This window comes from Acidobacterium sp. FHG110202_01, from assembly GCF_059115305.1.
Map to the genome: position 1 here is coordinate 265,092 of NZ_JBZYWJ010000007.1, position 15,997 is coordinate 281,088.

7 protein-coding genes are annotated in these 15,997 nt (G+C 56.0%); 1 reads left to right on the top strand and 6 read right to left on the bottom strand.

Annotated features, from left to right (window positions below):
* Positions 1–138 precede the first annotated feature (138 nt).
* Both AC5S16_RS16350 and AC5S16_RS16355 read right to left on the bottom strand, forming a co-directional pair.
* Positions 139–3,600 carry a carboxypeptidase-like regulatory domain-containing protein gene (locus tag AC5S16_RS16350; RefSeq protein ID WP_493931165.1) on the bottom strand — a complete coding sequence of 1,154 codons (3,462 nt, stop codon included), beginning with the start codon at positions 3,598–3,600 and terminating at the stop codon, positions 139–141.
* A 286-nt stretch (positions 3,601–3,886) separates the two neighbouring features.
* Positions 3,887–6,010: a CocE/NonD family hydrolase gene (locus AC5S16_RS16355; RefSeq protein WP_493931166.1), complete on the bottom strand. Its 2,124-nt coding sequence runs from the start codon at positions 6,008–6,010 to the stop codon at positions 3,887–3,889.
* Between the two features lie 399 nt (positions 6,011–6,409).
* On the opposite strand from AC5S16_RS16355, the gene AC5S16_RS16360 reads away from it, so the two are divergent.
* Entirely contained in the window at positions 6,410–10,171 is a 3,762-nt protein-coding gene (locus tag AC5S16_RS16360) for an outer membrane beta-barrel protein (protein ID WP_493931167.1), read from the top strand.
* 569 nt (positions 10,172–10,740) lie between these two features.
* Here AC5S16_RS16360 and AC5S16_RS16365 read toward each other — a convergent pair.
* From AC5S16_RS16365 to msrP, 4 genes are all read right to left on the bottom strand, one after another.
* Positions 10,741–12,162 (bottom strand): M20/M25/M40 family metallo-hydrolase, encoded by a 1,422-nt coding sequence (locus AC5S16_RS16365; RefSeq protein ID WP_493931168.1) that lies wholly within the window; start codon positions 12,160–12,162, stop codon positions 10,741–10,743.
* A 46-nt stretch (positions 12,163–12,208) separates the two neighbouring features.
* Positions 12,209–14,218, bottom strand: coding sequence for a DUF1800 domain-containing protein (locus tag AC5S16_RS16370; RefSeq protein ID WP_493931169.1), 2,010 nt, complete (start codon positions 14,216–14,218; stop codon positions 12,209–12,211).
* A gap of 41 nt (positions 14,219–14,259) precedes the next feature.
* A complete protein-coding gene (gene msrQ / locus AC5S16_RS16375) occupies positions 14,260–14,898 on the bottom strand; it encodes a protein-methionine-sulfoxide reductase heme-binding subunit MsrQ (RefSeq protein WP_493931170.1) in 639 nt (212 codons plus the stop codon).
* Positions 14,899–14,973: 75 nt separating this feature from the next.
* Entirely contained in the window at positions 14,974–15,945 is a 972-nt protein-coding gene (msrP, locus tag AC5S16_RS16380; RefSeq protein WP_493931171.1) for a protein-methionine-sulfoxide reductase catalytic subunit MsrP, read from the bottom strand.
* Positions 15,946–15,997: the final 52 nt, after the last annotated feature.

Genomic DNA, 15,997 nt, shown 5'->3' on the forward strand with positions numbered 1-15,997 from the left:
GACAGAGCTGATTGCTGAAGACAGTACGAATTCCATCATAACGAATAGAGGGTGAGCCCCTGCCGGAGAAGGGCGCGATCCAGACAAAAAGCGCCGCGGCTACATCCGCGGCGCCTGAGAAAGTGCAACAGCAATTGGTTAGAAGTTGTAATGCAGCGAGAGTTGGAGATTTCGTGCTGATGATCGTGTAGGCGTGCCCTGATTTGAAATATTGCCGAAAGTCGAATCCGTCACGCCCGTATCCGGATTGCCGTAGCTGACAAGGTTGAAGACGTTGAAGGCATCCGCGCGAAAGCCCACCGACTGGCGTTCCGTGATGTGGAAATCCTTGAACGCCGCGGCATCGACCTGCTTAAAGTCAGGACCACGCTGGGTGCCATTGGATGCGGTTCCAAAGGTCGCGCTCGTAGCAGCTCCATACGCGCAGGAGCCATTGTCTGTGCCGCCCACCTGGCAAGGGGTAGCTGACGGATCTGTCCCGAACCAGTTGTCGATGGTGCGATGTACAACATGGAGTCTGCGGTATTGGTTGGCGCGCTCCTGGCCATAGCTGTTGTAAAGGCTTCCGCCGGGACCGGTGATCGTCTCCGGAAATCCGGAGTAAGCAACTCCGGCGCCTGAGATCGACCATCCGCCAATTGCCGCATCGACGAAGCGGTTTACCCCCGAACCAAACTCCCTGCCGCGTCCGAACGGAAGCGCATAGACCACGAGTCCTGAAAAATTGTGGGTTGCATCTGTTCCTGATGGGCCGTAGTCAGCAGTGCTGTTGTAATAGTTTTGGAATGCTCCGCTGAATCCGCTGACATTCAGGGCGTAATTGCCCAGGCTGTTTGTCATGGACTTGCTGTAAGTGTAATTCAGCGTGTATTCAAGGCCATGACTCGCGCGCTTGCGCAGGACCGCCTGCAGAGCGTTGTAGTTCATCATCGCGCGGGATTCGGTGATGAGCAGTTTTCCCTGGCCGCCAACCGGACCGAGAGCGCTGCCCGTGCCGACATTTGCATATGGAGCGGATGAGAAAGTGGGATCGGGAACAGGCTGCTGGTTGACATTGCCGTAGTCAATCAAATGTTGGCCTTGTTCGCCGAGGTATCCCACCTGCAGCGAGGTGGTGCTGTTCAAGGCATACTCAGTGGTCAGACTCCACTCCTGTATATATGCAGGGCGCATGTTCTTTGGCCACGCGCTGTACTGCGAGCCCGAGAAATTGACTGCCGATGAGCTGGAAGTGAAGCCATCCTCCACCGTGCGGGGCGTACCGCCACTGGCTGGAGTGGTGGAAGTAGCTGCGGCTGGAGCGATCGAGCTTACAGCCGTTGCCTGAATAAAGGGATAGATAGAAGTCAGTCGCTGGTTCCCGGCGCTCCCTTCAAAGAAACTCGTTGCACCGTAGCCGCCGCGGACGACAAGGCGGTCTTTTGCCTGCCATGCGAATCCAATGCGCGGCATGAACTGGTCATAGGTCGGGTTGTAGCATGCACGATTGCTGCACAATTGTGCGCCGGGAGCGGCGTTTGCTGGAATTCTTCCGGCATAGATCACTGTGCCCGTGCTTAAATCAATGTTTCCTGTTTTGTTATTCACCTCATACCATGGCTGGTCGTATTCATAGCGAAGGCCGAGGTTGAGGGTCAGGGTTGGAAGCACCTTCCAGTCATCCTGGAAGAATCCGGCGGTTCTCCACTGCCGCTGCCCCACAAACACACCCTGGGATGTAACCTGCGCATTGCTTACGCGGTCGAGAACAAAGTCGGCCGCGCCAGATCCCCCGGCATTGACTGCATCGGGAAGCACGCTGCTGGTGAATTGACCTGTATAGCCAAAAGAGCCGAGGAATCCATCATTATTGCTGGTGATGTAGTTGTTCTGGTAGCGGATGGCCTGCACTCCCATGCTGAACAGATGCTGGCCGTGCTGCCATGTCAGGTTATCGACATAGCTGAAGGTGTTATCAATGATGGATCCGTTGAAGTCTGGGTTGCCACCGGCATTCGGGCCGCCGCTGATGGTCTGGCCTGAATAGCCTGGAGCAAGCTGCGTTCCAAAGGGAATCCCGACTTTTGCGTTTCCTGTGAGCCCGAAATTGCCGGCCGTATCGCTCGATTCGTTCTGTGTCCAGAAGACGCGGGTGAAGCCAATGCGAGCTGAGTTGACGATCTCAGGCGAGAAGATGTGTACCCAGTTTGCCCCGCCGAGATGGGTAGGGAAATTGTTTTGTGATGGGAAGACAATTTCCAGCACAGGCACATTTCCATCGTGTGCAAGGGACTGTCCATAAAAACCAGTAATTTTATCGGCTGTGCGCGGGTCCCACTCGATTTTTACGTCAAATTGATTGTTCACGATAAAGCTGCGGTGAGATCCCTGATAATTGTTGGCTGCAACACCATCACTCGGCGTTGCATTGGGCAACGGATAGATTTCAGGATGCGCGAAAAGATACTTGGCAACAGGATTTAAAACCTGAATCTGGTTGTTGGGGTAGGGCGCAAAGTTATTCTGCGTGTCGTAAAGCTGGATAGGCGTATTCCGTGCACAGTTTGGGCCGGTTGATCCGGTCTGACAGGGTGGATTCGCCAGGATTGAGAAATCGCCATTGCGCATGGCCTGCGTGAACACGCTGTAATGGTCGATGCCCCCAGTGTGTTCGCGTGCACCGATATAGTCACCGAAGAAGAACAGCTTATTACGGATGATGGGACCGCCGATGGTGCCCCCAAACTGCGATTGCGTATAAGGGTTGATCGGGATGATCGGCGTAGAGTGATTATTGAACCATGAATTGGCATTCATGTTCTGGTTCTGCAGGAAGTAGTATGCTCCGCCATGAAACTGGTTCGTCCCGCTCTTGAGCACGCTCACCACGTCGCCGCCGTTCACATTGCCGTATTCAGCCGGGGCATTGGCGGTAATGACCTTTATTTCCTGGATTGCATCAGGTGCAGGGTTATAGCCGATCAGGTTATTCTGCGGCTCATTCATGTCAATGCCGTCGAGCGTGTAGTTATTTGCCTGGGCGCGATTCCCATTAACGTTTGGAATTCCGCTGTAATACGTGTTCCGTTCGATAGCGTTGCCCCCGCTCATTCCCGATGGCCCGTTGGTGCTTACCGCGCCCGGCATATACAGCGTTACGCTGGAGAAGTTGAGGCCGTTTAACGGGACATTTGAGAGCTCATTGGTGGAAAAGGTAACGCCGAGGCTCGGGTCGTTCGTGTTCAGAATCGGCGCAGTTTCCGCCGAGACTTCAACCGTCTGAGAAGCAGCGCCTGCCTGCAGCTGCACATTGAACTTCGCGGTCTGGTCGATTTCAAGCGAGAAGGTCGGCAGGGTCTTGTCGCCGAAGCCATTGGCATGCACCGTGACCTGATATTGACCGATAGGCAGGAAGCGGACGATGTATAAGCCTGCGTCATTGGTGGTGGCGGGCGTATCTACACCTGTGGCGACGTTATGCGCGGTGACGGTAGCGCCAACAATGACCGCACCGCTGGCATCGGTAACAGTGCCTGTGATGTTTCCGGTAACGGTTTGCGCGAATGTTGATGAAGTGATGAAACAAGCGAGCAACAAGAGCGAGACACAACAGAGCAGCATACTGCTGCTCAGGGGGAATTTTTTATGTACCACTGGATTGCGTCCTTTCCTGGTTTTACCAGTAAAAATAAGGGCCTCAAAAATGGAAAAGCATTGCAAGCTTAGGGCAGAAAAGGAAGGACAGTCAATGGGAATGGTATCGATATCCAGGCTGGATTCCCGGCCATTCTGAAGCAACTCCATACAGTTCTATGAGTTACACTTCAAAAAATCAGTCAAAAGAGGACAAGCACAAACGAAAGAAAAGTGAAGAATATGAAAGCCGGAGTACCCATAACCCGGGTGCTTATTTCTCGATCATAGGCAGAACAAGGTGCGACCCGCTGTAGATGCGCTGCGTGGCCGGCTTGTAGTCCGACGGCTCAGCCTTCATGATGTTGGGCACGTAGGTTTGCGGATTGCGGTCGTAGAGCGGGAACCATGTGCTCTGCACCTGCACCATGATGCGGTGCCCTTTGAGGAAGGCATGATCCGCCCCATGCAGGCTGAACTTGTATTCCTCCGGCTTGTCCGCCGGGATCGCTTCCGGGTGTTCATAGCTCTTGCGGTAACGTCCACGAAAGATCTCGTCGACAATCATCAGCTGCGCTCCCGCCATCTTGCCCAGCGATGGGTCATCCGGGTAAACATCGATCAGCTTCACAACCCAGTCCGAATCCGTTCCCGAAGTCGAGGCAATCAGGTCTGCAACCACATCTCCGGTAACGTTAACATCGTGATCAAGGACCGGCGTAGTCCACGCAGCGATGTCTTTCCGATCGCCAAGAAATCTCTGGTCCTGCACCAGCCACGTGTACCATCCCGATCCTGTGGGAGCATACGTAACCTCAATAGGCCGCTTGCGATAGGGAACCGGGTTTGTCGGATCGGACACATAGCTCTTGAAGTCATCCCCCTTAGGCTTGCTGAAGCTGAGCGAACCATCAGCCGCCAGATAGAGATTGCGCTCCACAGCTTCCTTCGGAGGCCAGTGGCTGTAGCGCATCCAGCGATTGCTCCCGGTCTGGAAGGACGCCGTGTCCTCAAGATTGAAGCTGCCTTCGTCCTTCAGATAGTGAGCAAAAAAGGGAGCCTCGATCTGCGCCCGGAACTGGTCTCCCGTAGCAGCGCCGAAGCTCACATCGCCCAGGTAGCGCGTGGTGCGCACCCATTCGCCATGGTTCCAGGGGCCAAGAACCAGAAACACTTCGTGATTCTTGTCGTGCGGCTCCAGCTTGGCATACTCCGCTTGTGGTCCCCACATATCTTCCTGGTCCCACCAGCCGCCCACTTCGAGCGTTGGCACGGTGACCTTATTCAAATGCGCTTCCACCGCGCGCACCTGCCAGTAGGAGTCATAAGCAGGATGCTCGAAGAACGCCTGCCATGTAGGCAGATTGCCTGCTCCCGATTTCTTCGCCGCTCCGGCAAACGAGCCGGCCTGGAGGAAGTAATCGTAGGCGTCCTCGCTGAGCTTGCTGAATGTGTTTTCCTTGCTGGTCTCCAGGCCGATGGCATAGTCATATCCGTATGTCTCGCGCAGCGCGCCATTGTGAAAGAAGTCATCGCCGATCCACAGGTTCGTCATCGGAGCTTGCGGCGAAATCGCCTTTACTGCCGGATGCGCATCAATACCGGCCTCGATCGCAAGAAAGCCCGGATACGAAATCCCCATGACGCCGACGCGCCCATTGTTGTTCTGGACATTCTTGATGAGCCACGCGACGGTGTCATAGGTATCGGTCGTTTCATCGATCATGTTCTGATCGGTTGAGTTAGGATCATGGTGCTCGACGATAGGCCGGTTCATAAAAAACTGCCCCTCAGACCCATAGCGCCCGCGGATATCTTCCATCACAAAGATGTAGCCGCTCTGTGCCAGCTCCGTGTAGCGCGCATGGATCGAGTCCGGCGTAGAGCCGTCTACACCGTAAGGCGTGCGCTGCATCAGCAGCGGAAGCATCTCGTTGGTGTCCGTCGGACGCAGGATAACGGCGTGCAGCCGTACACCGTCGCGCATCGGGATCATGACTTCCTTCCGGTCATAGGGACGGAAGTGATAGTGCTGCGGCTGGTCGCTGATGCGCGTGCCGGCAGCCTCTTCTCTGCCGGAGACGCGCTTCAATCCAGTAACTTTGCCGCTTGCATCGGTAACAAAGATAAAGCGCAGGCCATTGCCGTTTCCCGCAGCAAAAGTATTCTGTCCTGCAGAATGGAGCGCCGTATGCGGTGTGCGTGCAGCCTCCAGCGCAAGCTGATTGCCTTCGCGAAAGAAAGAGAGCACGATATCCGGCTCATCGTTCATGCGATACTGTCCGGCATATTTGTCCAGGGTGGTGGCAGTGTCGGACTGAGACAACGCTGGCCAGACGCAGAGCGAACTAAATAGAAAGAAAAGAGCAAGGCTTTTCTGGAAGGGATGACGGTTCATGCAGGACTTCCTTCTTGCGAGGCAGGAATCTCGGGGCAAAAGAAAACCATAGCAGAACGAGGCTGCTCCGGTAGAGGATTCTTGTGCCTGGAATTTGTAACGGTCATGAGCACTTTTTGTTCCCATCAAAACGCCCGGATGGCATATCGGGCACGGTTCAGCGCAGCCGAATTGCGAACAATTATGTTCACAATAAAACGTATTTATGCTGTTTTGCGGCCAGCCTGGTTAGTGTAAATTTAGGCAACAAAGTAGTTACGACGTTGATATTGTCATGCTGTTTGCGGAAGCAGCCATGAATCCCTGACGTTTCCTGTCTTGCCCGATTACTAAACGAGTAAATAAAAATGCGGCCGCTGCAGGATCAGCGGCTCTGATCGATTTTTTTTGGAGGAAGCTGTGACGAAGCAACATATCTGTTGCATTGCCCTTCTATTGTCCCTGATCCCATCGTTGCTGCGTGGCCAGACCGCCAACACATCTCTGCGCGGTTCAGTCACCGATCCATCTGATGCTGTGATCCCAGGAGCCACCATCACCCTGACCGACAGCGCAACCGGCAAAGTGCTGAATACAACCTCAGACAGCGCAGGCCAGTACCAGTTCAACCAGATTCCTCCGGCGAAGTACACCATCACTGTTACGGCCAGTGGTTTTGCCGATCAGTCGAAGACCGCCGAACTGCTCGTCAATCAGCCTGCAACAATCGCCTTCACCATGTCGGTACAGGCCAGTTCTGTTGTCGTCAATGTCAGCGCGATAGCGCAGACGCTGAACACGACCGACGCCTCCATGGGCGACTCCGTCAACAACACAATGATTCAGGCGCTGCCCAGCGAAGCGCGCAATGTGCCCGACCTGCTCTCGCTCCAGCCCGGCGTGCTGTATCTGGGGCAGGGCTTGAACCAGAGTGGCGATAGCCGCACCGGCGCAGTCAACGGCGGGCGTTCTGATCAGGGCAACATCACCATCGATGGCCTCGACGACAACGATCAGGTGCAGGGTTATGCCTTCACCGGAGTCCTGCGCGAAACACAGGATTCCGTAGAGGAGTTCCGCGTCACCACGGGAAGCGCGAATGCCGATGCCGGACGCTCATCCGGCGCGCAGGTCAGCCTTGTCACCAAGTCAGGAACCAACAGCTTTCACGGAGCGGCATACGAATATCACCGGCCTACATTTACTGTAGCCAACGACTGGTTCAACAAGCAGGCCCAGCTCGCAGGCGGCCAGCCGAATATTCCCGGCAAGCTGATCCGCAACACCTTCGGCGCTGCCGTCGGCGGTCCTATCCTGAAAGACAAGCTCTTTTTCTTTGGCAACTATGAAGGCCAGCGTCAGGCGGAAAACCAGCAGGTAACGCGCGAAGTTCCAACGGCAGATTACCGTTCGGGAATCCTGACGTACGTCGGAACATCTGGAAACCCCGTCAGACTCAATTCCAGCCAGGTTGCGTCGATGGACAGTTGCTCATCGACTTGTCCGTGGGGCCCGGGACCAGACCCCAATGCTGAAGCTTACTTCAATGAGTTTCCAGTCAATAACGGATTCGCTATGGGAGACGGTTACAACACAGGATCATTTTCGTTCTCCTCGCCCGCGCCGGCCACGCAGAATACTTCTATCGCGCGCATCGACTATATCCCGAGTGCCTCGCATCGGATTTTTGTTCGCGGCAACCTGCAGAAGGACACCACCGCAGGCGTTGAGCAGTTCCCGGGCCAGGGGCCGTCCACCCTGCGGGAAGACAACACAAAGGGATTGGCGGCAGGCGATACATGGTCGATTACCCCGAACATGGTCAACGATATCCGCTATGGATATGTACGCCAGGGCTACAGCAATCGCGGCGTGGGGCAGGGCGATTATGTGAGCTTCCGGTTTATGGATACGGCTACAGCTCAGACCCGTTCCACGATTGTCAGTGTGCCGGTGCACAACATCGTCGACAACTTTACGCTCACGAAGAAATCGCACACCATCTCGCTCGGTGTGAACTGGCGCCTGATTCACAACAGCCGCGGCACTGACGCCAATTCATACAGTTCAGCGAGCAGCAACCCCTACTGGCTTGGCGGCAATCCGCCCGATCCGGCGTCAATCGGCGCAGAGGGCGTCAATGACAGCTTTGGCAACTCCTATCAGATCGCATATGCCAACCTCATTGGAACGGTTCCCTCCGTTACGAATCGGTACAACTATGCCATTTCCAGCGCTACGGAGGGCACACTGCTGAGCGATGGCGCCTTCATTAACCGGCACTTCAAGGCGAATGAATTTGAATACTACCTGCAGGATTCCTGGAAGGTCAGGCCTAACCTGACACTCACGTTCGGGATCCGGCATACGATTTTGCAGACGCCGTATGAACTTGACGGTCAGCAGGTGGTCCCCACTATCGACACGGGAGCATGGTTCATGCAGCGCCAGGCGGCAGCATCACAGGGTGCAGTCTACGAACCGGACATGGGCTTCTCTCCAGGCGGCCCGAAATTCGGCAAGCCGGGATACTGGCCGAAATCGAAGCTGGACTTCGCTCCGCGCTTTGCCATCGCCTATTCGCCGGACTCGAAAACATCGATCCGTGCGGGTTTTGGCCTGTTTTTCGATCACTATGGCCAGGGCATTGTGAACTCCTTTGATCAGCTTGGCTCGTTTGGCGTTTCTACCAGCCTTACCAACCCTGCCGGCGGACAGCACTACAACACCTCGCCGCGCTTCACCGGGGAGCACAATCTGCCGACGATTGCAGGAACCACGCCTCCGCCAGCCACCACCAGCTTCCCCTACTCCCCGCCGGATGGCAGCTTTCTGATTACGCACGGTGTAGACAGCCACTTGAAGACTCCTTATTCAGAGACCTTCAATCTGTCGGTCCAGCGTCAGGTTCCCGGAGGGTTTTCGGTTGAAGTAGCCTACATGGGCCGTCTTGGTCGCCGCCTTCTGCAGCAGCTCGATCTGGCCGAGCCGGTCAACTTCGTCGATCCGAAAGGCGCCGGTGACTACTTTACGGCAGGCACGCAGCTGTCAAAGGCAGTCGATCAGAACGCCGGGAACAGCCTTAACAGCGGCAATAACCAATTCGTTCATGTGCCCACAATCCAGTATTTTGAAGACGTTTTTCCGTACATGGCGAATTACGACTCACAGGGTGAAACCGCCACAGATGCGATCTACAATAATGAGTGGGCTCCTTACCGTTCCAACCTGGGCGCAACCACTGCGTTGAGCGATCTCGACTTCTACAGCTGCGGGCCCTGGAATGACGATCCGATCTACCCATGTCCTGCAGGCCAGCTGCCTAAATTCTGGCAGAGCCAGTTTTCGTCTCTGTATTCCTGGGCGTCGGTTGGAAGCAGTTATTACAACTCAGGCCAGATCATCCTGCGTCATCCCACAAGCCACGGTCTATCGCTCGATTTTGCCTATACCTTTTCCAAGTCGATTGATATGGGATCAGACTCCGAACGCAGCCAGATTGAGACTCCGAATGCAAACGGGGTCAATAGCGGTTTGTTCAGCTGGATTCTCAATTCGTGGAAGCCGGAGTTGAACCGTGCCCCATCAGATTTTGATACCCGCCACCTGATCACCGTGGACTGGGTCTATCAGCTTCCCTTTGGACGCGGCAAACAGTTCGGCCACGATATCAATCGCTTTGCCGATGCCTTCCTCGGCGGATGGCAGTGGTCGGGCCTGAACCGCTGGGCCAGCTCTCTGCCCTTCAGCGTCTTCGAGCCTGGATGGACCACCAACTGGGAGATCGAGAGCAACGGCGTTGTTACCGGCAAAGTGAAAATGCGCAAGCACCTGCAGAATGGCGTACCGCAGGTCTTCGACGACCCGGATGCCATTAATGCCGGCACCGTTACCGGTGGACCCATCCGGTTGCCATATCCGGGTGAAGCCGGCCAGCGCAACAACTTCCGCGGAGACGGCGTCTTCGGCATCGATTCCGGTCTGGCGAAGAGCTGGGGATTCGGTGAATACGGAACCTTGAAATTTGCCTGGGAAGTCTTCAATGTGACCAACTCGGTCCGCTTCGATGACAGCCCGTACAATCAGAACCAGCAGCTCACCAGCGGGCCGACGCTGGGTGTCTACAGCGCTACATTATCGACACCCCGCCGTATGCAGTTCTCGCTCCGCTACGACTTCTAGATCAGGCGGGTGCCCCAGGTTCGCCGAAGGCTAACCTGGGGTAGTTCTCTCCGTGTCCTCTCTTGAAGCATCCCCGAGCGAAATCAAAGGGTCTGACTAGTCCGCGCGAGGCGCGCTCCAAAATCTCAGTTTTTCTCTGTGTACTCTGTGGTGAATGAATTTCCTCCGCAGTAAACCCGATGCACGTGTCAAGCCCTCCGCACCTCAGGAACTCCCATAACTGACACAATCCAGAATATTTACACGCCAAAGAAACTTGGCATACTAATTTGCTGAATTTGTTATTCTGGATATAGAGGAAGAATTCAAAAGAAAAACCCGCCATCAAGCGGGCTTTTCTATACTGAGCGGGCGCCCCATCCTGACCGAAGTCACACTGGCCAGGCTCATGGTTGAGTGGTTGGCAGGCAGGTAGTACGAAACGCCCCCCTCTAAGTATTTGAAAACACTGGAGTAGTGCGCAAGCAATAGAAGAATCAATGACTTACCAGGGGGTGACCCCCTCGTAAGCTATTGAAAACAAATAAAGCCACCTGCTACATAGGGGGAGGGGGGTACCCTCCGCAATCCTACCGGGACCCAAGTCTCTTGACGAAGTCATAGTAAAACTCCACCCCCCGGTAATAGGAGTCCACCGGAAGGCGCTCATCCTTCCCATGCGCCCGGACATCGTTGGTCTCAAGCGCAATCCCCGAAATGCCATAGGTCGGCATCCCCGCAGCATTGGTGTAGACGCCATCCGATGCTCCAGTCGACATGGTGGGGATGACAGGGATCCCCGGCCACATCTTCTTCACCAGCCCCTCCAGTGGTTCCATGACTTCGGGTTTCAGCGCCGGCGGCGAAAGCTGCTTGCGGTCCGGAGCCTGCTCGAAAACCGTTCCATCATCCTTGACGTAGCGCACCGTGACCTTCGGGTCGTTGATGACGCGGATCAGTTCCTGTCGTACCTCTTCGAGCGAGTGCCCAGGCAGAATGCGGCAGTTCACATTGGCCTGCGCCGTCTGCGGCAGGGCATTGTTGGCATGCCCCCCGGAGAGCCTTGTGGCCACGCAGGTAGTCCGCATCGTGGAGTTGTACTCCGGATTCTCGGAGAGATGGGCGATGGCCGCCTTATCGGGTGGGGAGTGGAGTATGGCCTTCATGTCCGCCGAGGTCTGGCCGGATTCAAGCGTGCTCATGCGCTCAAAATAGGCATGCGTGATGGCATTCAGTTCAAACGGAAACGTGTAGTGCTGCACGTGCGCTAGAGCATCAGCAATGTGGTAGATGGCGTTGTCCGGCACCGGCAGGGAACTGTGTCCCCCGGGATTGGTGGCAGTGAGCTGGTAGTCGCCGTAGAGCTTTTCCGTCGCGTCCACGTCCATGGCAATGGCCTTGCCGTGCTCCATATCGACGCCGCCGCCATCTGGGTTGACGACGAATTCAGCATCGATGAGATCGCGGTGGTTCTTGATAAGCCAGTCGACGCCATTCGATTTGCCGCCTTCTTCATCTGCAGTAAGCGCCAGGATGAGGTCGCGTTCAGGCTTATAGCCCTCTTTCTTGAGCCGGATAAAAGTGGTGACAAGAATGGCGTCGCTCTCTTTCATGTCCTGCGTGCCGCGCCCGTAGAAGTAGCCATCCTTCTCCACAAACTGAAACGGATCGGTTGTCCAGTCCTCGCGTCGCGCTTCGACAACATCGAGATGGCCGATAAAGAGGATAGGCTTCTTGGTGCCGGTTCCATGAATGCGGGTGACGAGGTTCTTCTTGCGGTCATTCGGGCCGCCGATAAAGATGCCGTCTTTAGGAAATCCGGCATCGATCAGCCGCTGCGCCATGGCTTCCGACGCGGCAGTGACGCTGCCGACAGAATCCGTCGTATTGATCTCGATAAGCTGCTGAAAGATGTCGTGGGAGAGCTGCCTGGTTTGCGGATCGATTTGAGCAACGGCAGTGAAGGTAAAAGCGCAGAGCGCAGCAAGGCCAAGCGCAGTGGTGCAGCGCATGAAGTTCCCCTTTCCAGGTAAAAGAGAAAAGGTAACAGATTTGTAATCAGCGCATCTGGAATTCCGGCGAGCCCAGGATAAGCGCAGTCATCGTGTCGAGTGTCTGCGACGGGTCCTGCTGCTGTGACTGCGCCAGCTGCTCGCGGATGACAGTATTGGTTTTGGCTGAGACATCGCCTGCAATCAGAAGTTGCTCCATCAGGAAGAGCGCTTCATCCTGTCCGCTGGGCCGCGCTGTTTGTGTGAGTGACACCGGCTCAGCGAGCGCTGCGGCGTGCATGCCTTCCGGACCGGATGCCGGACGGGACAGAAGACCGGCGGCGAGCAGATGCGGCGCGTCGAATTTCATGCCGCCCATCTTGCTGGTGGAAAGAGCCATCGAAAAATTCAGGCGGTCGACCAGCGCAGCTGAATTCATCCAGTGGTCGGCGGTCATCGGATATCCCGTCGGCGGCTGCATCTGGTAAAGCGGCTCACCCATGCGCGTCAGCACTCCGATCAGCGCGCCCGGGTTGGTTGGATTCGTATCTGTTGCCCGGAAAGATGAGGCGACAAATTCAAGCGGCGTCTTCACCTTGTTGCGGTAGTTGGTCCTCGACCAGAACTCAGGCGAATGCACCATGACCAGCAGAATCTGCTTAATGTCCCCGTCCGAGGAGAGATAAGTCTGGGTCATGCGGTCAACGAGCGCCGGCGGTGGATCGTCGGCAGCGAAGCGCTGCGCTAATTTGTAACTGATAAAGTGCGCTGTCTGCGGCTGGGCGGCAAGCCACAGCAGGGCCTGCACGCCTTCGTTCAATCCGTCTTCCTTCACGGTGTGGCCGAACCATTTCTTCGATCCAGGCTCATGCCAGCGCGGATTGAAGACAAATGGCCCGCCAAGTTCAGGATGATCGACCGTCCAGCCAGTGAGAATCTTGGCTAGATTGGTAACGTCAGCCTGCGAGTAGCCGCCATTCACGCTCACCGTGTGCAACTCCATTACCTCACGGCCATAGTTTTCATTCAGGCCGCGGTCGGCTTGCTTCTGCCCGGGTTTCTGCCTGCCGGCAGCAACTGAATCCGGACCAATGCTGGTGCGGTTGTCGAGATAGTCGAGCATGGCCGGATGCTGCGCCGTGGCCAGCAGCAGGTCCTTGAACTTGCCCAGCGCATGCGCGCGGATGGCACCGCGTTCGTAGTCGGCCAGATAGTAGCTTTCGATCGGGTTCTTACGCAGAAAGACATTGAAGTGATTGAGCCAGAAGTCCGTCATCACTTCCTCAAGCTGGCGCTCACTCAGAACCGAGCGCAGGATCTTCGCCTGCTGCAGTTCATTCTGCACCACACCCAGACTGCCGCCACCTCCGCCAGCCATCATGGAGAAGATTTCGCGCTCACGCGGAGTGAAGTCGTTGATGAGCATACCACGCTGTGGATCGGCGATATCGCGGCACAGGGCAATGCGCTGCTCAACCGGCAGACGCATAATGGCCTGCATGCGCATATTCTTCGGGTAACCGAGAACCTGTACGGCCAGCATCTGCGCCGAGGCAGCGTCCTCCTGCTTTTTCTCCTGCGGGTTCTGCGCATCCATCGGTGGAGGCACCTGGTTCGCAGCATCTTTCTTGGCCTGCTGCTGGTCGTACTTGGCGAGAGCTACCTGGTAGGCGCCGGTAAGAATAGGGTCTTGCGGCATGGCGCGCTTGCCCAGCTCAATCTGGCGCAGTGCCTGTCCGTCAGGGAAGTCGGCAGCAATTTCGGAAGGCGGCATGTTGAGCGAAGGGAAGGCGGCGAGGCGTTTCTCAAGGTCAGTATCAGGAATACTCTCAGGATTGAACTGCTGGTTGAACCATGCTTCCCAGCCCTGGCGGGTCACGGCAGCCACATCGCCCGGCCGCGGGCCGAAGGTAAAGCGGTCAAGAATCTGCTGCGCGCGTTCCTCATTGGACAACGGACGCGCATGATCGACTTCTGCCTTGGCTGAAGTCTTGTGGTGGGCGCTGTTTTGCGCTACGGAAACGAGGGCAGGCAGACAGACAACGGCAGTCCGCAAAAAGGCAGAAATGCGGGACATAGAGCAGGCTCCTGACACTCATGTAGACAACAGTTTATGTCTCAGAGTTGCGCCGGCTGCGTTTTTCTCTGTTTTTGACGGAGCTGGAGCGCAGGCCGCACAAGCAGTAGAATGCCGAGGACGATCGTAATCCCAAGTGGCGTGCGGACGCCGGATTTGACTCCCCACCAGTAGTGCACAACCCCTGCAACAGCGGCCACATAGACCAGGCGATGCAGGGCCTGCCAGCGCTTCCCGCCCAGTTTACGGATCGACCATGTGGTCGAGGTGAGAGCAAGCGGCACCAGCAGCAGCCACGCAGTGACGCCCGCCGTGATGAAGCGGCGTTGGCTGATGTCATTGAGCATGGCGCTCAGGCTGAAGTTGGAGTAAAGCCAGACATAAGTGGTGAGGTGCAGGCAGGCATAGAAGAAGGCATAAAGGCCAAGCATGCGGCGAAAACGGATCGTCCAGCTAAGTGCTGGAATGAGCCGCCGGATAGGCGTGATTGCCAGCGAAAGCACCAGCAGGCGCAGCGTTCCTTTGCCGGTGAAAAAAGTGACGAATGCGATAGGGTCAGCGCCCAGCGCATCAGGAGTAGTAGTGCTGGCGCGCCAGAACTGCAGAACAAGCCACGCCACAGGCGCAAGGCAGGCAATGTGTACAAGAACTTTAAGAACAATGATCGAGCGGTTTGTCATAGTTTGGGAAAAACGGGTGCCCAAGGTTCCCCTGAGCAAAGTCGAAGGAGAACCTGGGTAGTTGAACGGAAAGTCCTAATAATACTTCCGCAAATCCATGCCGTTGTAGAGACTGGCAACTTTGTCGCCGTACCCGTTGAACATGAGGGTCTGCCTGCGCTGTTTGAATACCGGCTCGCCAATGCGGCGTTCATACTTCTGGCTCCAGCGCGGATGGTCCACATTCGGATTCACGTTGGAGTAGAAGCCGTATTCGTTGGACGCCTGGTCGTTCCATGCCGTATGTGGCTGCTTTTCCACAAAGCGGACCTTCACGATCGACTTGGCTGATTTAAATCCGTACTTCCACGGAACTACGATGCGGATGGGCGCGCCATCCTGGTTGGGCAGCACTTCTCCGTACAAACCGAAGCAGAGAAGAGTGAGCGGGTTCATAGCCTCATCCATGCGCAGGCCTTCAGAGTAAGGCCAGTTGATGGAGGACTGGTTCAAACCCGGCATCTGCTTGCGGTCAGCAAGGGTAAGGAACTGCACATATTTGGCGTTGCCCAGTGGCTCGCACTCCTTGATGAACTCCGAGAGCGAATAACCAACCCAGGGAACGACCATGCTCCAGGCCTCAACGCAGCGGTGGCGGTAAACGCGCTCTTCCTGCGGACGAAGCTTGAGCAGCGTGTCGATATCGAAGGTCTTCGGTTTTTTTACCAGCCCTTCGACGCTCACAGTCCATGGACGCGTCTGCAATCGGCCTGCATTCTTCGCGGGGTCTGACTTCTCCACTCCAAATTCATAGAAGTTGTTGTAGTTCGTAATGTATTGGTAGGGCGTAAGGTCTTCGCCTGTGGTGGACAGCGGGCTTTTGACGGTATCGAGCTTGGTCGCAGCTGCCGCGCTGCTTTTTGGCTCAAGAATGCGGGCAATGCGATCTCCGGCAAGCGCGGCTGCTCCGGTGGCTGCGGCGGCTGCCATGAATTTGCGCCTGTTCAGATAGGCAGACTTGGGAGTGATTTCAGAAGAAGGAATATCGCTTGGTTTGCCAATCAGCATCGTTCAGTCCCTTGCTTTTACAGACTAAAGTACTTGGCTCCACAGCTCTTCA

What these genes read in the sequence shown, in the direction of transcription:
- msrQ (WP_493931170.1), bottom strand. Translation starts at nt 14,898, where the DNA reads ATGACAAACCGCTCGATCATTGTTCTTAAAGTTCTTGTACACATTGCC.
- AC5S16_RS16370 (WP_493931169.1), bottom strand. Translation starts at nt 14,218, where the DNA reads ATGTCCCGCATTTCTGCCTTTTTGCGGACTGCCGTTGTCTGTCTGCCT.
- AC5S16_RS16350 (WP_493931165.1), bottom strand. Translation starts at nt 3,600, where the DNA reads ATGCTGCTCTGTTGTGTCTCGCTCTTGTTGCTCGCTTGTTTCATCACT.
- AC5S16_RS16355 (WP_493931166.1), bottom strand. Translation starts at nt 6,010, where the DNA reads ATGAACCGTCATCCCTTCCAGAAAAGCCTTGCTCTTTTCTTTCTATTT.
- AC5S16_RS16365 (WP_493931168.1), bottom strand. Translation starts at nt 12,162, where the DNA reads ATGCGCTGCACCACTGCGCTTGGCCTTGCTGCGCTCTGCGCTTTTACC.
- msrP (WP_493931171.1), bottom strand. Translation starts at nt 15,945, where the DNA reads ATGCTGATTGGCAAACCAAGCGATATTCCTTCTTCTGAAATCACTCCC.